Here is a 19804-nt window from a genome sequence, read left to right on the forward strand (position 1 = left end):
GACTGCGGTCGACCGGCACGCCGACCCGATGTCGTCGGGGGGGCCTGATCGTCTGAGGCGCGGCGCGGGTCTTCGCGGTCGGCCTGTTTGTGCGCCAAGTCGTCGTATCCAATCCTGGTCAAGCCATAGACACCAGCGGTCCTGCGCCACTGGTCGACGCCGATGTGTGCCAACCCTACCGTCTATCCGGTCAGGCACCGGGCCACAATCCGGCGACTGTGGACGGTCGCGCCATTCGTACTGGTCAGACATTCGGAATGAGCCGTGGTCGATCACGCCCACCCGAATGACGTGACGTGTGTCACGGCAGCGGGGCGGAAGCGCGCCGGGAACGCCCGACCGGAGCACCCCGCAGAATTTCTCCGGACACCACGAAACCGGCGGACGGTCACCGGCGTCCAGTGTGTGCCGCGGTGCGATCACCGCTGGCGGGAAGCTCAGGTGGACGACCCCCGCGAACGACCGCGGGGCCGGGTGGAGGAGCACGGCATGGCGAAGGTGAAGTGGATTACCGGGATGGCGCTGCTGGTGTGCTCCGGGGCGCTGATGGCCTGCGGGGACACCACCGCCACGCCCACCGGGGCCGCGTCGGGCAGCGCCACGCCGTCGAGCACCGGCACGCCGTCCGCTGCCGCGACGCCCAGCGGCACGGCGCTGCCCGCCGACCCGGCGACGTCCCCGCCGACCCCGGCGCCGGCCAAGCCCACCGGGAAGCCGGCGACCACGGCCAGCGTGACCCCGGTGCTGTCCGGCAAGCGGGAGGTCACCATCGTCCGCGTGCAGTCGACCGAGTCCGGGGTGTCCCTGGACGGCGGCGCGCTGGTCGAGGTCGACGACGACAGCGGACGCCAACTGTTCGTGCCGACGCCGGCCGGTGCCGGCAAATACCTGATCAAGTCGTACGGCAAGCGCGACAACCACCCCGCCAGCGACGACCCGGCCTGCTGGCAGGTGGTCAACCCGGCCAATGGCGGGTCGCTCACCGTCGAGGGGGCGGCCTGCAACCCCCGCAAGTCGGCCCAGCTGTTCACCATCGCGAGCGCGGGCAAGGGCGCGTACGCGATCAGCAACAACTCGGCGTTCCTCCAGTTCTCGCCGAGCCGTGGGCTGATCCTGGAGGAGCTGGGCGACGCGCCGCTGCGGAGCACGTTCCGGCTGGTCGACAACGGCCCGGCCCGTACCCCGGCCGGCGGCTGACCCGCGATCGGGAGACGGTGCCGGCGGGCCCCGTCCGGCACGGCGAGGGGGCGGCGTCCGGTCGACCGAACGCCGCCCCTTGCCGGCGGCCACGGCGGGCTGGGCCTGGCCTCGGGGTCGGTCTGGCCCCGGGGTCGACCCCCAGCCCCGGGGTTGGCGATGCGGTGCGGGTCGGCGGTGCGGTGCGGGGTTGGAGTCGCGGTGCGGGGTCGGCGATGCGGTGCGGGGTTGGAGTCGGGTGCAGCGGGTACCGCAGCCGGTATGCGGATCGTGATCGTGGGGGCCAGTGGCAACGTGGGCACGGCGGTGCTGCGCCGGCTGGGCCGGGAACCGGGGCTGGACCTGGTCGGCGTCGCCCGCCGGCTGCCCGGCCCGGACGCCGGGGCACCCTACGCCGGGATGCGCTGGCACTCCTGCGACGTCGGGGCGCCGGGCGCGGTCGACCAGCTCACCGCGATCTTCACGCAGGCCGATGCCGTCGTGCATTTGGCCTGGCAGATCCAACCCAGCCACGACCAACGCACCCTGCACCGGACCAACGTCGGCGGCAGCCGCGCGGTGACCGAGGCCGTCGTCCGGGCCGGGGTGCCCGCCCTGGTGTACGCCTCGTCGGTCGGCACCTACGCGCCCGGCCCGAAGGACCACCCGATCAGCGAGCGGTGGCCGGCGACCGGGGTGCCCGGCTCCTCGTACAGCCGGGACAAGGCCGAGGTCGAGGCGATGCTGGACACCGTCGAGGCGGCACACCCGCAGCTGAGGGTGGTCCGGCTGCGCCCCGGGCTGATCTTCCAACGGGACGCGGGCACCGAGATCACCAGGTACTTCCTCGGGCCGCTGGCCCCGGTGCGGCTGCTGCGGTACGGGCGGATTCCGCTCGTACCGGCCAACCGTCGGCTACGGATGCAGGCGGTGCACGCCGACGACGTCGCCGACGCGTACGCCCGGGCGGTCCTCGGTGAGGCACGCGGCGCGTTCAACGTCGCCGCGGACCCGGTGCTGACCCCGGAGCTGGTGGCCCGGCACTTCCAGGGCTGGACGGTGCCGGTGGCCGCCCCGGTGCTGCGTACCGCCGCCGCGCTGACCTGGCGGCTGCGGCTGCAACCGGTGGATGCCGGCTGGGTCGAACTGGGACTCAACGCACCGCTGATGTCCAGCGCACGGGCCGAGACCGAACTCGGCTGGCAGCCACGGATCGACGCGGTGACCGCGCTCAAGGAACTGTTCGCCGGGATGGCCCATGGCGCGCACACCGCAGGCCCGCCGATGTCCGGCGACACCGACCTGCCCGGCCGCCCCGCCGGCCTGCTCCGGGGTCGGGCCCCCGGCCAGGGCGACCCCTACTGACCGGCGACGCCCCGCCCCTGCACCGGACCGACCCACTCGTGCACGTCCTGCTCGTGCACGTCCTGCTCGTGCACGTCCTGCTCGTGTGGCCGGCTTGCGTGCGGCCTGTTCGTGTACGGCCCGTTCGGGTGTGGCCGGCACGCGCGGCCTGTTGGTGTGTGCCGGCTCGTGTGCGTCCTGTTCGTGTGTGGCCGGCTCGTGCGGCTGGCAAGGTCACGCTCGATCCTGGTTGTAGTGGTCTCCGCCCGCTCGGATGCCACTACAACCAGGATCGAGCACGATCTTGCCTGGCGAGTGCGGGGCGGTGGCGCAGCGCAGTGCGGGGTGGCGCAGTGCGGTGCGGGGCGTGGCGGGTGGCGCAGCGCGGGGCAGTGCGGGGTGGGGCAGTGCGGTGCGGGGCGTGGCGGGTGGGGGTGGCGCGGTGCGGGGCTTGGTATGCGGAGGGGGTGGGTCAGGCGTGGGAGAGGGCGAACGCGGTGAGGAAGCCCAGGACGGTGATCAGGCCGACCAGCAGGTGCGCGTCCTCGAACGCCTCCGGGACCATGGTGTCGGTGATCATCGCGAGGATCGCCCCGGCGGCCAGCGCGGTGATGGTGGCCAGTACCTCGGGTGGGGCACCGCCCAGCAGGGTGTTGCCGAGCAGCGCGGCGACCCCGCTGATCAGGGTGATCGCCGTCCACAGTGCGAAGACGTAGCGGCGGGAGCGGCCGGCCCGGCGCATCCCGGCGGCGCTCGACAGCCCCTCCGGTACGTTGCTGAGGAACACCGCGATCACGGTGACCAGGCTGACCGGGCCGCCGGTCAGCAGGCTCGCGCCGATCACCACCGATTCGGGTACGCCGTCGAGCAGTGCACCCACCGCGATCGCCGACCCGGACCCGGGCTGCTCCTGCTCGGAGGGCTGCTCCTGGCCGGACCGCTTGCGGTGCCGGGCGCCCCGTCGGGCGAGGAGCACGTTCGCCCCGGTGTACGCCAGCGCCCCGCCCGTCGCCCCGAGCGCGGTCGGCAGCAGACCACCCTGATCGTGCGCCTCGGCGATCAGCTCGAACGACACGGCGGAGAGCAGCACGCCCGCGCCGAACGCCATGATCGACGCGACGACCGTGCGGGGTACCCGGGCGAAGTACCCGACGGCTGCCCCGATCAGCAGGGCGGAACCGGCCAACAGGCCCCACGCCCCGGCTTGCAACCACTGTGGCATTCCGGGGACCGTACCCGCCCCGGGAGCGCGTCAACCAGACCCGCGCCCGGTCCCGCCCCGGCGGCACCCGGGCTGCCCGGCGACCCGGCGGCATCCGGGCTGCCCGGCGACCCGGCGGCATCCGGGCTGCCCGGCGACCCGGCGGCATCCGGGTGGCCGGGGACGCGGCTCGGATCGGATGGTCAGAAATCGGCGAAGAGGTAGGGCAGGGCGCGGGGGAAGAGCCGGCGCAGCTCCGCCGCCGCCGCCGGGCCGACGTCACCCAGCCCCCGCAGGTGCACCTCGGCCGGGTCGAGCACCCCGTAGGCCAGCGCGGACAACCCGGCGGCGGTGAGCGTGACCGCCGGCACCGCGACGCCGGAAGTCACCACCGACCGGCCGGCGGAGGACAGCTCCAACCGGCCGGAGGTGCCGTCGAGCAGGTGGGTGCCGGCGAGCCAACGGTCGTCGACCAGCTCCACCCGGACCCGGCCGGGCCCGGCGGGCAGCCCGGCGAGGGCGTCCACACCAAGCAGGCGGGCCATCGGGGCGGGCGAACCGGGTCGGGTCACCCGGGCCTCGACGTGCACGGCCAGATCGGTCAGCCACAGTTCGGGCAGGTCGTCGGCGGGGAGCCGGAGGCTGATCCGCTCCACCTGGTCGACGTGCCGGGCGAGGAACTGCAACAGCAGGGCGCGCGCGTACGGGTCGGCGGCGAGCAGATCGTCCCCGACCAGTTCACCACCGTGGTCGTCGATCCGGTAGGTGAGCGCGCCGACGACGCTGCCGTCGATCGTCGCGGTGATCAGCCAACGGTCGTCCCGGTCACGCAGCCCGACGTCCCGGAACTCGGGGAAGATCGCGAAGCCGTGCCGCTCCCGCAGGCACCGCTCGGTGAACGACCGGTAGCGGGCGTACCCGGAGCCGATCCGTTCCCAGGTCACCGTGCCGGGCAGCTCGGCGCGCAGCAGCGGTGCCAGGTCGGCCGGGGAGAACCGGGCGGTACGCGCCCGGGGCAGCCCAACGTAACCGAACCGCTCGTAGAAGCTGGCCCGGAACGGGTACAGCGCGCTCACCGGGTGCCCGCCGTCGCGCATCTCGTCGAGGAGCTGACGCAGCAGGGCGCGCACGTAACCCTGGCGGCGGGCCAGCGGGTGGGTGGTCACCCCGGCGACCCCGGCCATCGGCAGTACCGCGCCGCGCAGGTTCTGCCGCATCGGTACGGCGCTGGCGGTGGCCCGCGCCTCGCCGCCCTCCTCGACCACCAGCGTCCGGTTGCCCTTGTTGTAGGGCAGGTAACGGTGGAACGCCTCGACCCGTTCCCGGCTCAGCGGGGACGCTTCGAAGGCGTACGCCTGGAGCGGGAAGCTGGTGGTCAGTCGTTCCTCGGCGGCCAGGCGACGGATGAGCATCCGTCCATCCCAACCCGGCCGGCGGCCGGCCGCAACCCGGTTGGCCCGGTTCAGCCCTCGGTCACGTCGGAGACCACCACGGTGACGTTGTCCGGCGCACCGGCCTGGTGGGCCAGTTTGACCAACTGCTCGCCGCAGTGCTGGCGGTCCTGGTAGCTGGTGAGCGCGCCGTGGATCGCCTCGTCGGCGACGTAGTCGGAGAGCCCGTCGCTGCACAGCAGCACCCGGTCCCCGGCGAACACGGTCAGCACGCCGATCGCGGGTGGCGCGTCCGCCCCCTGCACGGCCCGGGTCACCAGGGACCGCTGCGGGTGGTGGCGGGCCTGGTCGGGGGAGAGCGCACCCTGGTCGACCAGCGCCTGGACGAAGGTGTCGTCCCGGGTGAGCTGGGTCAGCTCGCCGTCGCGCAGCAGATAGCAGCGGGAGTCGCCGACCTGGGCGAGGACCAGGGTGTCCCCGGCGAGCAGGCCGGCGGTCAGCGTCGTACCCATGCCTTCGCGGGCCGGGTCGGCGGAGATGGCGGCGCGGATACGGCGGTTGGCGGTGGAGACCACGGCCCGCAACGCCTCGGCGGCCTCGTCGGTGCCGGTGGGCGGGACCAGCTCGTCCAGGATGCGGATGACGATCTCGCTGGCCACCTCGCCGGCGGGCAGCCCACCCATGCCGTCAGCCACCGCGACCAGGCGTTCACCGGCGAGGGCTGAGTCCTCGTTGTTGGTGCGGACCAGGCCGACGTCGTTGAGGATGGCCGAGCGGAGGATCAGCGTCATGCGTCAAGCTTGCCGGATACACCCTCCCTCCGTCTCTACGCACTAGTACGTAGGGTGGGAGAAATGATCCCGGTGTCGATGGTGGGTCGCGTCGGAGAGCTGGCGGAGCTCGACCGGGCGTGGTCCACCGTGGCCGGATCGGGCCGGTCGGCACCCGCCGTCACGGTGATCACCGGGGCCGCCGGGGTGGGCAAGAGTCTGCTGGTCGCGGCGGCCGTCGAGCGCCTCGCTCCCCGTCCGGCGGTGATCCTCACCGGCACGGCGCGGGTGCACGATCCGGCCCCCTACGACTGGTTGGCGGCGGTGCTCAGCGTCCGCGACGTCGGGCCCCTGGACCTGCCACCGGACGCGCTGGCCTGGTTGGCGCAGCAGCCGACCGCGCCGCGCGAGCGGTACGCCCCCGGCACGCTGCTGCGGCTCGCCGTGCGTACCGTCCGGTTGCTGGTGGGTGCCGGCCCGGCCGTGCTGGTGGTGGAGGACCTGCACGACCTCGACCCGGCCAGCCTCAACCTGGTCGTCGAGCTGGCCACCGCGCCGCAGCTGCCGGCGCTGCTGGTGGTGGCGAGCCGGCCGCCGGCCGACGCGGTCGCACCGGACCTCACCCGCCGCGTCCTGGCCCGCCTCTGCGGGGTACGCGGTGCGGTGCGCCAGCATCTCGGCCCGCTCGGCGTCGCCGAGGTGGCCGAGATCCTCACCCAGGTGTACGACGAGGGCCCGCCACCGGCGCGGGTCTGTGCCGCGGTCTGGCAACGCACCGGCGGCAACCCGTACGCGCTCACCGAGCTGTTGGCCGTGCACGCGGGTCGGGGGATGGCGGCGTTGGTGCGTGAGCCACTGCCGGAGCACCTGCGGACCCCGGAGCGCAGGCCCGTGCCCCGGCCCGCCGCCCCACCCGACGCCGAGCTGACCGGTCGGGAGGTGGACGTGCTCGGCTGCCTGGTCGCCGGGATGTCCAACAAGCAGGCCGCGCGGGCGTTGGGCATCTCGGTGCGGACGGTGACCGTGCACGTGTCGAATCTGCTGCGCAAGACCGGTTCGGCGTCGCGTACCGAGGCGGCGCTCTGGGCGGTGCAGCACCGGGTGCCGGGCGCGGGTCAGCTGCGGGGGTAGCGCAGCAGCAGGCTGGCGGCGACCTCCTCTTCGCCGAGGGCGGCGTAGCCGTGCGGCACGTCGGAGGTCCAGCGCAGGTGGCCACCGGCGGCGGCGGTCAGCGGGGCGTCGAGCGGGCCGGCGCGGAGCATCCCGGCGAAGACCGTGACGTGTTCGGTGACCCCGGGCCGGTGGGCGGGGGAGACCTGTTCCCCGCCGGGGCGGACCCGTAGCCGGTACAGCTCGTAACTGGCGTCGGTGTCGGTGAACGACTCCAGCAGGGTGGCGACGACCGTGGCGCCCCGCACGGTCGGGGTGGCGGCGGGCCCGGCGAGCACGGCGGCCAGCGGTACGCCGAGCTGGGCGGTGATCGCGTAGAGCGTCTCCAGGGTGGGGTTGCGGGTGCCGTTCTCCAGCGCCGAGAGGGTGGCCTTCCCGACTCCGGCGGCCCGGGCGAGCGTGGACAGGGAGATCCCACGCTCGGCGCGGAGGGCGCGGATCCGCTGGCCGACCGCCCCGGCGTCGGCGTCGAGCGGGGGCCGGCGGGCTGGGCGAGGCGGGGTCATCCGGCTATGGTGCTACACGCCGCCGTTCCGTAAACGGAACGATGGGCGACCTGACCCGACCCGGCACGCCGGGGCGGTCTGCGGGTCGTCGGTGGGGAACGGACGCGAGGGAGGCTGTGGTGGGGGATCGGTTGCAACCGGTGCTGGCCGGCGTGGTGACCGCCGTGGTCGGCTTCGCCAGCTCGTTCACCGTCGTGCTGGCCGGGCTGCGGGCGGTCGGCGCCAGCGAAGCGCAGGCCGCCTCCGGGCTGCTCACGGTGAGCGTCGCCGCCGGGATCTGCGCGACCTGGCTCGGCCTGCGGCACCGGATGCCGATCGCCATCGCCTGGTCCACGCCGGGCGCGGCGCTGCTGGTCGCCACCGGGCCGGTCCCCGGCGGCTGGCCCGCCGCCGTGGGCGCGTTCGCGCTGTGCGGGCTACTCATCGTCGCCGCCGGCCTCTTCCCTGCCCTCGGCCGTGCGGTGGCCGCGATCCCCGCCCCGGTGGCGGCCGCGATGCTGGCCGGGGTGCTGCTGCCGCTGTGCACCGCCCCGGTACGCGCGCTGGTCGAGGTGCCGGCCCTGGCCGCCCCGGTGATCGTCACCTGGCTGGTGCTGCACCGGTTCGCCCCCCGGTGGGCGGTGCCGGCCGCGCTGGTGGCGGCGGCGTTGGCGATCGCCCTGACCACGACCGGCGTGGGAGTCACCCCCGGTGACCTGCGGCCGGTGGTGTCGCCGACCGTGCCGACGTTCACCCTGCCCGCCGTGTTCGGCCTGGCGCTGCCGCTGTTCCTGGTCACCATGGCCGCGCAGAACGTGCCCGGCACGGCGGTGCTACGCGGCTTCGGCTACCGGCCGCCGCTCGCCCCGGCGCTGCGCGCCACCGGGCTGGCCAGTGCGCTCGGTGCCGCCACCGGCGGACACGCCGTCAATCTCGCCGCGATCACCGCCGCCCTCGCCGCCGGCCCCGACGCCCACCCCGATCCGGATCGGCGCTGGATCGCCTCGGTGACCGCCGGCATCGGCCTGGCGCTGCTCGGGCTCGGCGCCGGCGCGGCGACCACGCTGGTGCTGCTCTCCCCGCCCGTGCTCATCGAGGCGGTCGCCGGGCTCGCGCTGCTCGGCGCGTTGGCCGGTGCCCTCACCGCGGCCCTGACCGCGCCCCCCGCGCCCCCGTCTCCCCCCGCGCCCCGGTCTCCTGCCACGCCCCTCGTTCCCGCCACGCTCCCGTCTCCTGCCACGCCCTCCGCTTCCGCCACGCCCTCCGCTTCCGCCACGCCCTCCGCTTCCGCTGTACCCCTCGTTCCCGCGACCTCCGTCCCGGCGTCCACCGCTCTGCCGGCACCCGCGACCCCCGTCCTGCCGGCACCGGTGTCCACCGCTCTGCCGGAGCCGGCGACCGCCACTGCGTCGGCGGTCGTTTCCGATCCCCGGAGCCGGGAGGCCGCCGTGGTCACCTTCGTGGTCACCGCCTCGGGGGTGAGCCTGCTCGGCGTGGGCGGGGCGTTCTGGGGACTGCTCGCCGGCTGGCTGATGCTGCTGCTCTTCCGTCGCCGCAGGCCCGTCCCTGCCACCTGACGGGCCTGCGGCGACCGGTCCGACCGCCCCACCGCCGCGCCCCCACCCGGGATGGCGGGACGCGACGCGGTTCCGCCGCCCTCCCGGCACCTGCTCCCGCGTCAGGAGGGCGTCGCACCGAACCTTCTCGGCCACCGTTCAGCGAGGGGGAACTACGTCTGCGCGTCCTTTCGAGCTGACGGCGTCAACGACTCATCTGCATGCCTGCTGGCTGCCGGCTCGCCCGCTCGCCACCTGGCTGCCCGTTCACCGGCTCGCCACCTGGCTGCCCGCTCACCCGTTCGCCGGCTCACCACCTGGCCCATCCGTTCACCCGTTCACCCGTTCGCCCGTTCACCCGGGCGACCGGTCCCGGCTTCGCTGCGGTGCCGTGCCTCAGGCCGGTGATTCGTTGACGCCGTCAGATCGAAAGGGAGCGCAACAGGTACTGGTGCCCCGGTGGCATCGCTGTCGAGGTGCAGCTTCGAGTACCCGCCTCGACCGGGCTCCCACCGCCACCGGGCTCCCACCGCCACCGACGCCCGGCGGGACCGCTGTCGAGGTGGGGGGCTCGCGCACCGGAGCGGATGCCGCCGGCGCGTCGGTGCCACGGCGACCGGCCGGGCCGCCGTCGGCGTCGCCTGGCGGGTATGGGGCGGGTGGGTCACTCCTCCGGAGGCAGCTCACCCACGGGGACGTGCAGGCGTACCTGGTCGTCGGTGACCGTGGCGATCTGGTCGGCCAGCACGTACACCGCGCCGGTGCGGGCCAGTTCGGTGGAGACCTTGAGATAGCCGGTGCGCAGCAGGCGGGCCGCCAGGTCGGCCGGGACGTCCGGCTCCTCGACGGCTGCCGACTCGATCAGCTCGTTCAGACTGCCGCCCGGGTCGGCGGTCGACGCCTGCACGGTCACCGCGTTGGGATCGCCCCGCTGGACGAGGTCGACGGTGCCGATCTCGACCCCGACGGTGTCGACCACCCGCATGCCGGTGGTGACCCGGGAGATGACCGCCCGCTCTGCCATGCCCTGCTGCTCCATCACCGCCCGGTTCCCTGCGCCGCCCGCCGCTAAACCGCCGGACGTCCCGCCGCTAGACCGCTGGGCCCCAGGCGCCGGGCGGACGCGGGGACAGCTCCCGCCAGGCGTCCGTGCCCTCCAGCAGGGCCCGGACGGTCTCCTCGGCCTCGTCGGCACTGCCGTGCTCGTAGAACTGGGAGACGCCCTCCGCGCCGCCGGCCCGCTGCTCGACGTGCCACCGGTCGGCGTCGACCCGGAGGAACACGTCCCGCCGGGCCAGTCGTCCCCATTTGCCGTTCCACCAGTGCCTACGCTGCTCCATGGCCGGACTCTATCGAACATGTGTACGAAAAAAGTCGGCCCCCGCGGGAATTCCGCAGGGGCCGATGTGCACCGGTCGGTCAGCGCGGGGCGGGCGGCTCCGTCCGGCGTCCGAGCACGTCGTCGAGCGCGCCGCGCTGCCCCGGAGCGGTGTGGCCGCCGGCCAGCAGCGCGTCGCGGATCTCGGTGAGCAGCTTGACCTCCTCACTGGGGGCGGCGGGCGGCGGCTCCTCGCCCCGCTTGCGCCGCTCGGCGAGCCGGTTCATCGGGTAGACGACCAGGAAGTAGAGCGCCGCCGCGGTCAGCGCGAAGGTGATCGCCGCGTTGACGAAGGCGATCCAGTCGAACGGGATGCCGCGGAACTCCGGCGTCGAGCCCTTGAGGCCGTCCTTCTTGCCGGTGATCAGCACGATGATGACCCGGACCAGTGGTTCGAGGAACGACTTGGTCAGCTGGGTGACCACGCCCGTGAACGCGGCACCGATGACGACACCGACCGCCAGGTCGACGACGTTGCCACGCATGATGAAGTCTTTGAAGCCCTTGAGCATCTGCTGCACTCCTGTGCCGTCCGATTCTCCGTCGGGGACAACCTATGCCCCGGTCGGCGGCTCCAGAAAAGCACCGGCCTCGATCGCCGCCCGCCCGGGGTCGCCGTCCCGGATGGCCGCCACCAGTCGGCCGTGGTCGACGTACCGCTGGGGTTGCAGGGTGTCACCGATCGCGTGCGCGACGGTGCTGCGCAGGGCCGCGCCGACCGAGGCGTACAGCTCGGCCAGCATGGCGTTGTGGGCGGCGGCGACCACCGCCGTGTGCAGGGCGACGTCCGCCTCCACGAACTCGGCGACCCGGCCCGACCGCCAGGCGGCCTCCCGGGTGGCGAGCGCGCCGTCGAGCGCCACCAGATCCTCCGGGGTACGCCGCAGCGCGGCCAACCGGGCCGCCTCGACCTCGAACGCCCGGCGGACCTCGACCACCTCGGCCATCCGGTCGTCGGTGAGCCGGCGGGCCACCACCGGGGCCAGCTCGTCGGTCGACACCACGTACGTCCCGGAGCCCTGCCGGCACTCCAGCACCCCGGCGTGCACCAGTGCCCGGACGGCCTCGCGGACGGTGTTGCGCCCCACCCCGAGCGCCGTCACCAGTTGCGGCTCGGTGGGGATGCGTCCACCGACCGGCCATTCGCCGCCGAGGATCCGGCCCCGGAGCTGCTCGATCGTCTGGTGCACCCGCTGACCGCGCGGGGGCACGGGTGGGGAATCGACGGACGGTGTCACCGGTTACACCAACTGCCGAAATTCATCCCATGATTGTAGGTTCGAGGTCATGACCCCGCCAACCGCACCCGCCGTCGAGGCGCCGATCGAACCGCCCGCCCACCGGCCGGCACACCGCGCCCCGTCGCCGGCCACCGGCGGCGCGCTGGTGCTGGTCGGGATGCTGCTGGTCGCGCTCAACCTGCGGGCCGCGGTGACCAGCCTCGGCGCGCTGCTCGACGAGGTACGCACCGGGCTCGGTCTCTCCGGCACGATGGCCGGGTTCGTCACCACCCTGCCCACCATCGCCTTCGCCGGTCTCGGCGCGCTCACCCCGTGGCTGATCCGCCGCTGGCCCGCAGCCCGGGTGCTGGTGGTGGCGATGCTCGCCCTCACCGTCGGTCAGGTGCTCCGGGTGGTCACCGACTCGGCGGCGATCTTCGTGCTCACCAGCGCGCTCGCCCTGGCCGGCATCGCAGTGGCGAACATCCTGCTGCCGATGCTGGTCAAGCAGCACTTCCCACACCGCACGGGGCTGGTCACCGGGGCGTACACGATGGCCCTGACGGCGGGTACGACGGTGGCCGCCGCCTCCGCCGTGCCGGTGGCGCACGCCTTCGGCTCCTGGCGGGCCGGGCTGGGCGTGTGGGCGGCGTTGGCGGCGGTGGCCGTACTCCCGTGGGTGCCGCTGGCGTTGCGGGCGCGCGCCGCCCGACGGACCGCGCCCCCGACGGCGGGCCCGGCCGTCCGCACCCGGGTCCAGCCGGCCCGCACCCGGCTCGGCTGGGCGATGGCGGTCTACTTCGGCGCGCAGTCACTGAGCGGGTACGCGGTGATGGGCTGGCTGGCCCAGCTCTTCCGGGACGCCGGCTTCCGACCGGAGAGCGCCGGACTGCTGCTCGCCGGGGTCACCGCGCTCGGGGTGCCGGTCGCCCTGCTGATGCCGACGCTGGCCGGCCGGCTCCGGACGCTGCGCCCGCTGGTGTTCGGGCTGACCGCGTTCTCCGCGGCGGCCTACCTGGGGTTGGCGCTCGCACCCCGGGACGGGGCGCTGCTGTGGGTGCTGCTGCTCGCCTTCGGTCAGGGCGCGTTCCCGCTGATCCTGACCACCATCGGCCTGCGGGCCCGCACCGCCGACGGCACGGTGGCGCTGTCCGCCTTCGCGCAGAGCACCGGATACGTGATCGCCGCGCTCGGGCCGCTGCTCGTCGGGGTGCTCTACGAGGCGACCGGTGGGTGGACCGCGCCGATGGGATTCCTGCTCGCCGCGCTGGCGGTGCAGACGACCGCGGGCATGGTGATCGCTCGTCCCCGGTTCATCGAGGACGAGCGGTGAGGAAACCGGTCAGGACGAGGCGGGGGTGGGATCGCCCGCGACGGCCTCATCGACAGTCGGGTAGGTGTGCAGCACCTCGACCAGCCCACTGACCTCGAGGATGCGCAGCACGCCGCGCTGCGGGGCGGCCAACCGGACCACGCCGCCGGCCTCGTCGCAGCTGTTCTTGGCCCGGACGAAGACCGACAACCCGGTCGAGTCGCAGAACGACACCTCGGCCAGGTCGAACACCAGCCGGCTGCGCCCCTTGTCGAGCAGGTCGGTGATCTGGTCCTGCAACTGCGGTGCGGTCGCCATGTCGAGTTCGCCCGCGACCGACACGACGACGACGTCGCCGCGCTGTTCCGTGTGCACCGTCAGGGACATTCAGACCTCCTGTTATTGGTGGAACGGTATCCCACGAACAGCGGGACACGCAGAACGGGAGCGCTTCCGGTGGGACCGATCATTCCTTTGCTGCGGGGCAACTACCGGGTCTGCCTCCGGTGATAGAGTCCGGCCGGCCCAGCTCACAGGAGGTAACCATGGCGTTGACCGCAGACGGAGGCGACCGACTCGTCGAGCTACTGACCGGGCACGGCGAGCGGGTGGTGCAGCGGTGGACCGAGGTCGTCGCCACCTCGCTGCGCGGTCGGCTCAGCCAGGCCGAGCTACGCCTCCAGGTGCAGGAGCTGCACGCTAGCATGATCAATGCCGGCGGTGCCGGCCTGGCCGACCTCCAGGCGCCCTCGGCGGGCGAGCTGCGGGCGGTGCTCGCCGACCTGTCCCGCAGCCGGGCCCGGCAGAGCTTCACCGCCACCGAGACCGCGACCAGCATCTACGCCCTCAAGGACGTCCTGGTCGAGCTGGCCGAGACCGACGGCGTCGAGCTGTCGCTGCGGGACGTCCTGGACTTCACCGGCCTGGTCGACCGGATGGGGCTGCTCACCTTCGAGACCTACGTGCAGACCCGCGAGGGGCTGATCGCCGACCAGGCCGAGCAGCTGCTCGAACTCTCCACCCCGGTGGTGAAGATCTGGGACGGTGTGGTCGCCGTGCCGCTGGTCGGCACCCTCGACTCGGCCCGCGCCCAGGTGGTGATGGAACGACTGCTCCAGACCCTGGTCGACACCGGCTCGCCGTACGCCATCATCGACATCACCGGCGTGCCGGCGGTCGACACCCAGGTCGCCCAGCACATCCTCAAGACGGTGGTGGCCGCCCGGCTGATGGGCGCCGACTGCATCATCTCCGGCATCCGCCCGCAGATCGCGCAGACCATCGTCGCGCTCGGCATCGAGTTCGGCGACATCGCCACCAAGGCGAGCCTGGCCGACGCGCTGCGGCACGTGCTGCGCCTCACCGGGGTGGAGGCGTCCCGCCGCCACCCGCGTCGGGAGGCGTGATGGAACGGGTGCCGATCCTCAAGATCGGCGACATCCTGCTGGTCTCCATCCAGATCGACATGTCCGACCAGACGGCGGTCACCCTCCAGGAGGACCTGGCCGAGCGGATCGTCGCGACCGGCTGCCACGGCGTCATCATCGACATCACCGCGCTGGACATCGTCGACTCCTTCGTCGGCCGGATGCTCTCCACCATCGCCTCGATCTCCAAGGTGCTCGACGCCGAGACGGTGGTCGTCGGGATGCGTCCCGCGGTCGCCATCACCCTGGTCGAGCTGGGCCTGTCGCTCAACGGCATCCGCACCGCGCTGAACGTGGAGCGGGGCATGGAGCTGATCGCGGCGACCCGCGACGACGACCTCGGGTACGACGACCCCGAGGACGTGGAGTCCGGGACGGCGGCGACATCGTCATGACCGCGGGAGTCGACCTGGGCCCGAAGACCCAGGCGATCGGCAGTGACGAGGACGTCGTCCGGGTCCGTCAGCTGGTGCGTACCGTGGCGGTGGCGGTCAAGCTCTCCCTCGTCGACCAGACGAAGCTGGTGACCGCCGCGAGTGAGCTGGCCCGCAACACCCTCATCTACGGCGGTGGCGGCACCGCCGAGGTGACGGTCGTCGAGGACGGCCGGCGGCGCGGGGTGCGGATCGTCTTCGCCGACTCCGGGCCGGGCATCGTCGACCTGGGTCTCGCCCTCACCGACGGCTACACCACCGGCGGTGGCCTGGGCCTCGGCCTCAGCGGCTCCCGTCGACTGGTCGACGACTTCGACATCCAGACCGCCCCCGGCGAGGGCACCCGGATCACCATTACCAAGTGGTCCCGATGATCCACGACATGGTGCCGGACGCGGGCCACTGGTACCGGGTGGAGAGCGGCAGCGCCGCCAGCACCGTACGACGCGCGGCGGAACGCCTCGGCGGGCAGCTCGGCCTCGGTGAGAACCGGGTCGCCGAACTGGCCATCGTCGCCGCCGAGCTGACCAGCAACCTGGTGAAGCACGCCCAGGAGGGTGTCCTGCTGCTGCGCCCGGTGCGCACCGGCGACGCCGCCGGGGTGGAGTTGATCGCGGTCGACTCCGGCCCCGGGATGGCCGACCTGACCGTCTCCTCCCGCGACGGCCACTCCACCACCGGCACCCTGGGCATCGGCCTCGGTGCCATCACCCGGCAGGCCAGCTGGTACGACGCCTGGTCCCGGCCGGGGCGGGGCACCGTCTTCGCGGTGCAGGTGTGGGCGAAGGAGGTGCGGGCCACGCCGGCCTGGGCGGCGGGGCTGACCCGGCCGATCACCGGCGAGCAGGTCAGCGGCGACAGCCACGCGATGCGTACCGAACAGGGGCGGCACCAGGTGCTGGTCTGCGACGGGCTGGGCCACGGGCCGTTGGCCAACGTGGCCGCCGAGGCGGCCGTCTCCGCCTTCCGGGTCGCGCCGGCCGGTCCGCCAGCCACCGTGGTGACGCACCTGCACCGTGCGATGTCGCACACCCGGGGGGCCGCGTTGGCGGTGGCGGAGCTGGACCCGGCGGCGGGTCTGCTGCGCTACGCCGGGCTGGGCAACATCGCCGGGACGGTGCTGGCCCCGGACGGCACCCGGCGGGGGCTGGTGTCGCTGCCCGGCATCGCCGGCCACCAACGTCCGACGGTGCGTGAGTACGACTACCCGTTCCCGGCCGGCGCGACCCTGGTGATGCAGAGCGACGGGGTGGTGGACCGGTGGCGGTCCGAGGACTATCCGGGGCTGACCGGGCGGGCGTCGGTGGTCGTCGCGGCGACCCTGCTGCGCGACGCCGGAATCCGCCGGGACGACGCCTGCGTGCTGGTCGCGAGAACTCCGTCGTGACCGCCCGCGAGCCACTCCTGCGGATGGCGTTGCGGGTGGAACAGGACATCTTCGGGGTACGCCAGCGGGGCCGGGAGGTCGCGGCGGCGATCGGGCTGGAGCACCAGGACCAGGTGCGGTTCGCCACCGCGCTCAGCGAGGTGGCCCGGGACCTGCTGCGTACCGTGGCCGGCGCGGACGTCAGCTTCGCCCTCGTCACGGAGCCGGACGGGCGGCGGTTCCTCAGCGTCGACCTCGCCCCGTTGCGTCCGCTGCCGGGCAACCGGTACGAGCCGCAGTCCGGCGCGGTGGCGCGATTGGTGGACACCCTGGGGCTGGCGGAGGCCGCGGGATATACGGTCGTGAGGATGTCCCGACGTGTCCCGGCCGCCGCTGCGGCGCTGACCCCGCCGCGCCTGGCCGAGCTGCGCGCCGAGCTGGGCACCAGCGCCCCGGCCAGCGCCCTGGACGAGTTGGCCACCCAGAACGGGCAGCTCATCGCCGCTCTCGACGAGGTACGCAGCCAGCGCGACGAGTTGGCCGTGCTGAACGCCGAGCTGGAGGAGACCAACCGGGGCGTGATGGCGCTCTACACCCAGCTCTCCGAGGAGCTGGAGGCGACCAACCGGGGCGTGGTGGCGCTCTACGCCGAGCTGGACGAGAAGTCGGCCCAGCTGCGCGCGGCGAGCGAGTCGAAGAGTCGCTTCCTGGCCAACGTCAGCCACGAACTGCGGGCCCCGGTGACCGCGATCATCGGGCTGGGGCGGCTGCTGACCGACTCCGCGTCGGACCCGCTCACCGCCGAGCAGGCCCAGCAGGTCGAGCTGATCCGGTCCTCGGCAGCCGACCTGCTCTCCCTGGTCAACGACCTGCTCGACCTGGCCAAGGCGGAGGCTGGCCGGATCGAGCCGGAGTGGGTGCAGGTCGACCTGCGGGCGGTCTTCGGGCAGCTGCGGGGGACACTGCGGGCGCTCACCCTGCGTTCCGAGGTGGAGCTGGCGGTGGAGGAGCCGCCCCCGGGCACCGAGCTCCGCTCGGACGAGGTGCTGCTGGCCCAGGTGCTGCGCAACCTGCTGCACAACGCGGTGAAGTTCACCGACCGGGGTGAGGTGCGGATGTGCGCCGAGCGGGTCGACGACCGGGTCCGGATCCGCGTCTCGGACACCGGGCCGGGCATCCCCGCCGAGCTGCACGAACGGATTTTCGAGGAGTTCTACCAGGTGCCGGGGACCAGCCGGCGCAGCGGCACCGGTCTCGGTCTGCCGTACGCGCGGCGGTTGGTGACGCTGCTCGGCGGCACCCTGACGTTGGCCAGCGAACCGGGTCGGGGCAGCAGCTTCACGGTGGACCTGCCCGTGGCGGGGGTGTGAGGTGGCCGGCGTCCCGGCGACGATCCTGGTGGTCGACGACAGCCCCACCAAGCGCTATCTGCTGGTGAGCTGGCTGACCCGGGCCGGTTTCACGGTCTGGGAGGCGGAGAACGGCACCGAGGCGCTGGCCCGGGTCGGGGTGGACCCGATCGACCTGGTGGTGCTCGATGTCCGGCTGCCGGACCTGAGCGGCTTCGAGGTCTGCGAACGGATCAAGGCGGACCACCCGGCCATTCCGGTGATCCACGTGTCCGCGCACGCGGTCGACGTGGTGGACCGTACCCAGGGACTGACCCGGGGTGCGGACGCCTACCTGGCCGAGCCGATCGAGCCGGAGGAGCTGGTTGCCACCGCGCATGCGGTGCTGCGCTACTACCAGGCGCGGCAACGGGCCGAGTTGCTCGCCGAGCGGCTCACCGGGTTGGCCGACACCACCGTGGCGGTGCACGCCGCGCCGACCTTCGCCCGCCTGTTGCAGGAGGCGGCGGCCGGCGCGGCGCAGATCTTCCGCAGCCCGGCGGTGGTGGTCGCGGAGACCTTCGACGGGGATTGCCTGGCCGGGGTCGCCGCCGGTCCGGGCGCGACGGCGGAGGTCGTACCGTGGGTGGTCGACGACACCGGCGTGCCGACCGGGGCGACCGTGCGGGTGGACGCCCCCGACGGGTGGGGGTTGGTGCGCTGGCCGGACGGTGACACGGTGACCGTGGCCGCCGCCAAGCTGCGGGAGGACCGCGCCCCGCTGTACGTGGTGGTGCCCACCGCCACCCAGACCGCCCGGACCCCGGTGCTGGTGCAGCTCGCCCAGGCGGTCGCCTCGGCGGTGGAGGCACAGCGCTCCTACGACGAGGAACACCGGATCGCGGTGACCCTCCAGCGGAGCCTGCTGCCCCGACGGCTGCCCGACGTGGCCGGCCTCGACCTGGCGGTGCGTTACGAGCCGGCCAGCGCGCAGACCGAGGTGGGCGGGGACTTCTACGAGCTGGTGATGCTCGACGGGCACCTTTTGGTGGCGATCGGCGACGTCGCCGGTCACTCGCTGCACGCGGCGACGGTGATGGCCGAGCTGCGGCACGCGATGCGGGCGTACGCGGTGGAGGGGCATCAGCCCGGGGTGATCCTGGAACGGCTCAACGTGCTGATGCGTACGCTGCTGCGCAACGAACTGGCGACCCTGTGCATCCTGCTGCTGCACCCGTCGACGGGCCGGATCAGACTGGCCAGCGCCGGGCACCTGCCGGCGCTGGTGACGGTGGACGGCCGGGTGGAGTACGTGCAGCAGTCGGCCCCGCTGCTGGGGGTGCGCGCGGACCGGCCGGAGGATCTGGAGTTCACCCTGCCGGCGGGCGCGACGCTGGTGCTCTACACCGACGGGCTGATCGAACGGCGGGACACCACCATCGACGACGGTCTGGCCGCGTTGGCCGCCTGCGCGACGGTGGTCGACGACGACCTGGACGGCTTCTGCCAGCGGCTGCTGGTCGAGCTGGCCCCGCCGGAGATCCACGACGACGTCGCGGTGGTGGCGGTCCGCCGCCGCTGAGTGGTTCCGACTGCTTCCGGAGTCTGCCCCACCACGCGGTGGATGCCCTTGTGCGTCACCGGGCGCCACCACCACCCCACCCCACCCACCCCCACCCCACCCCCGCCGCCCGATGCGGGCCCCGACTCCCGATCCGGCCCCGGCGGTGGTCCGCCGGCTCGACCGAGCCACCGAGGTCCCGCAGTCCCAACCCCTGTCGTGGTTACTGAGGGTGCTCAGAGACGGGTTGACTCCCGACGTCGCTCACCGTAACTAAGAGCCAACCTCGAATTACTCCCCTCTCCATCCTTTGCTCTGCTGCCCTATCCGCGACAGCGTGCTGAGCTGCAACTTTGACAATCACCATAGGCGCGTCGCTTTTCCAACCTGACACGGTGAGTAGCTGTCGCCTCGATGGCAGCAGAGCAAAGGATGCGGAGTGGGGAGATGGGGGGTGGCGGCTGGTGTTACTCATCGTTATCGACAGGGGTGGGCTGGTTGGCGCGGGGATCGCCGGAAGTGGGGACCAGGATCGTGGAGAGTTCCTGCGGCCATGGCGACGACGAGAGCTCTCCACGCGGTGCGGCTGACCACCGGTGTGGTCCCCGGACTGGTCCGGGCGGTGAGGTCGTCGGCCGACCACCGGGCGGGCTGAGCGACCCACCGGGCGGGCCCCGAGCGACCC

General features: G+C 73.4%; 20 protein-coding genes. 11 read left to right on the top strand and 9 right to left on the bottom strand.

What is annotated here, in order from left to right:
- Positions 1-489: 489 nt before the first annotated feature.
- Both JQN83_RS02910 and JQN83_RS02915 read left to right on the top strand, forming a co-directional pair.
- Positions 490-1197, top strand: a complete 708-nt coding sequence (locus tag JQN83_RS02910) for an RICIN domain-containing protein (RefSeq protein ID WP_244251566.1) — start codon at positions 490-492, stop codon at positions 1195-1197.
- A gap of 261 nt (positions 1198-1458) precedes the next feature.
- Complete coding sequence (locus JQN83_RS02915; RefSeq protein ID WP_208565427.1) at positions 1459-2541, top strand: NAD-dependent epimerase/dehydratase family protein; 1083 nt, start codon at positions 1459-1461, stop codon at positions 2539-2541.
- Positions 2542-2992: 451 nt separating this feature from the next.
- Here the strand turns inward: JQN83_RS02915 and JQN83_RS02920 are convergent, their stop codons facing one another.
- The 3 genes from JQN83_RS02920 to JQN83_RS02930 form a co-directional block, all read right to left on the bottom strand.
- Entirely contained in the window at positions 2993-3742 is a 750-nt protein-coding gene (locus tag JQN83_RS02920) for a ZIP family metal transporter (protein ID WP_208565428.1), read from the bottom strand.
- Between the two features lie 182 nt (positions 3743-3924).
- Positions 3925-5133, bottom strand: coding sequence for a GNAT family N-acetyltransferase (locus tag JQN83_RS02925; RefSeq protein WP_208565429.1), 1209 nt, complete (start codon positions 5131-5133; stop codon positions 3925-3927).
- A 50-nt stretch (positions 5134-5183) separates the two neighbouring features.
- Complete coding sequence (locus JQN83_RS02930) at positions 5184-5903, bottom strand: PP2C family protein-serine/threonine phosphatase (protein WP_208565430.1); 720 nt, start codon at positions 5901-5903, stop codon at positions 5184-5186.
- Positions 5904-5966: 63 nt separating this feature from the next.
- Here JQN83_RS02930 and JQN83_RS02935 point away from each other — a divergent pair, with 63 nt between their 5' ends.
- Positions 5967-7013, top strand: coding sequence for a response regulator transcription factor (locus tag JQN83_RS02935; RefSeq protein WP_208565431.1), 1047 nt, complete (start codon positions 5967-5969; stop codon positions 7011-7013).
- On the opposite strand, the gene JQN83_RS02940 is transcribed toward JQN83_RS02935, so the two are convergent.
- Positions 6998-7558 (bottom strand): helix-turn-helix domain-containing protein, encoded by a 561-nt coding sequence (locus JQN83_RS02940; RefSeq protein ID WP_208565432.1) that lies wholly within the window; start codon positions 7556-7558, stop codon positions 6998-7000. The two genes, JQN83_RS02935 and JQN83_RS02940, sit on opposite strands and share 16 nt — an antisense overlap.
- A 119-nt stretch (positions 7559-7677) precedes the next feature.
- Between JQN83_RS02940 and JQN83_RS02945 the strand changes: the two genes are divergently transcribed.
- The gene (locus JQN83_RS02945; protein ID WP_208565433.1) at positions 7678-9114 is read left to right on the top strand and encodes a benzoate/H(+) symporter BenE family transporter; all 1437 of its coding nucleotides are present in this window, start codon (positions 7678-7680) and stop codon (positions 9112-9114) included.
- Between the two features lie 643 nt (positions 9115-9757).
- Here JQN83_RS02945 and JQN83_RS02950 read toward each other — a convergent pair.
- The 4 genes from JQN83_RS02950 to JQN83_RS02965 form a co-directional block, all read right to left on the bottom strand.
- A complete protein-coding gene (locus tag JQN83_RS02950; protein ID WP_208565434.1) occupies positions 9758-10117 on the bottom strand; it encodes a hypothetical protein in 360 nt (119 codons plus the stop codon).
- 67 nt (positions 10118-10184) lie between these two features.
- Positions 10185-10433, bottom strand: a complete 249-nt coding sequence (locus JQN83_RS02955; protein ID WP_208565435.1) for a hypothetical protein — start codon at positions 10431-10433, stop codon at positions 10185-10187.
- A gap of 79 nt (positions 10434-10512) precedes the next feature.
- Positions 10513-10983, bottom strand: coding sequence for a large conductance mechanosensitive channel protein MscL (gene mscL, locus JQN83_RS02960; protein ID WP_208565436.1), 471 nt, complete (start codon positions 10981-10983; stop codon positions 10513-10515).
- Positions 10984-11025: 42 nt separating this feature from the next.
- Positions 11026-11709: a FadR/GntR family transcriptional regulator gene (locus JQN83_RS02965; RefSeq protein WP_208565437.1), complete on the bottom strand. Its 684-nt coding sequence runs from the start codon at positions 11707-11709 to the stop codon at positions 11026-11028.
- A gap of 160 nt (positions 11710-11869) precedes the next feature.
- On the opposite strand from JQN83_RS02965, the gene JQN83_RS02970 reads away from it, so the two are divergent.
- On the top strand, positions 11870-13024 hold the full coding sequence (locus tag JQN83_RS02970; protein ID WP_244251724.1) for an MFS transporter: 1155 nt from the start codon (positions 11870-11872) through the stop codon (positions 13022-13024).
- A 9-nt stretch (positions 13025-13033) separates the two neighbouring features.
- Here JQN83_RS02970 and JQN83_RS02975 read toward each other — a convergent pair whose 3' ends face one another.
- Positions 13034-13390: an STAS domain-containing protein gene (locus tag JQN83_RS02975; protein ID WP_067310147.1), complete on the bottom strand. Its 357-nt coding sequence runs from the start codon at positions 13388-13390 to the stop codon at positions 13034-13036.
- A 158-nt stretch (positions 13391-13548) separates the two neighbouring features.
- Here JQN83_RS02975 and JQN83_RS02980 point away from each other — a divergent pair, with 158 nt between their 5' ends.
- The 6 genes from JQN83_RS02980 to JQN83_RS03005 are packed head-to-tail and all read left to right on the top strand — an operon-like array spanning position 13549 to position 19140.
- The gene (locus JQN83_RS02980) at positions 13549-14409 is read left to right on the top strand and encodes an STAS domain-containing protein (protein ID WP_208565439.1); all 861 of its coding nucleotides are present in this window, start codon (positions 13549-13551) and stop codon (positions 14407-14409) included.
- A complete protein-coding gene (locus JQN83_RS02985; RefSeq protein WP_208565440.1) occupies positions 14409-14825 on the top strand; it encodes an STAS domain-containing protein in 417 nt (138 codons plus the stop codon). Before JQN83_RS02980 ends, JQN83_RS02985 begins: the two co-directional genes overlap by 1 nt.
- On the top strand, positions 14822-15238 hold the full coding sequence (locus tag JQN83_RS02990) for an ATP-binding protein (RefSeq protein WP_208565441.1): 417 nt from the start codon (positions 14822-14824) through the stop codon (positions 15236-15238). Before JQN83_RS02985 ends, JQN83_RS02990 begins: the two co-directional genes overlap by 4 nt.
- Positions 15235-16251, top strand: coding sequence for a SpoIIE family protein phosphatase (locus JQN83_RS02995; RefSeq protein WP_208565442.1), 1017 nt, complete (start codon positions 15235-15237; stop codon positions 16249-16251). Before JQN83_RS02990 ends, JQN83_RS02995 begins: the two co-directional genes overlap by 4 nt.
- A gap of 23 nt (positions 16252-16274) precedes the next feature.
- Complete coding sequence (locus JQN83_RS03000) at positions 16275-17600, top strand: ATP-binding protein (protein WP_208565830.1); 1326 nt, start codon at positions 16275-16277, stop codon at positions 17598-17600.
- A gap of 1 nt (position 17601) precedes the next feature.
- A complete protein-coding gene (locus JQN83_RS03005; RefSeq protein WP_208565443.1) occupies positions 17602-19140 on the top strand; it encodes a SpoIIE family protein phosphatase in 1539 nt (512 codons plus the stop codon).
- Positions 19141-19804 lie beyond the last annotated feature (664 nt).

Source organism: Micromonospora antibiotica, assembly GCF_017599305.1.
In the GTDB taxonomy this organism is placed as follows: Bacteria; Actinomycetota; Actinomycetes; order Mycobacteriales; family Micromonosporaceae; genus Micromonospora; species Micromonospora antibiotica.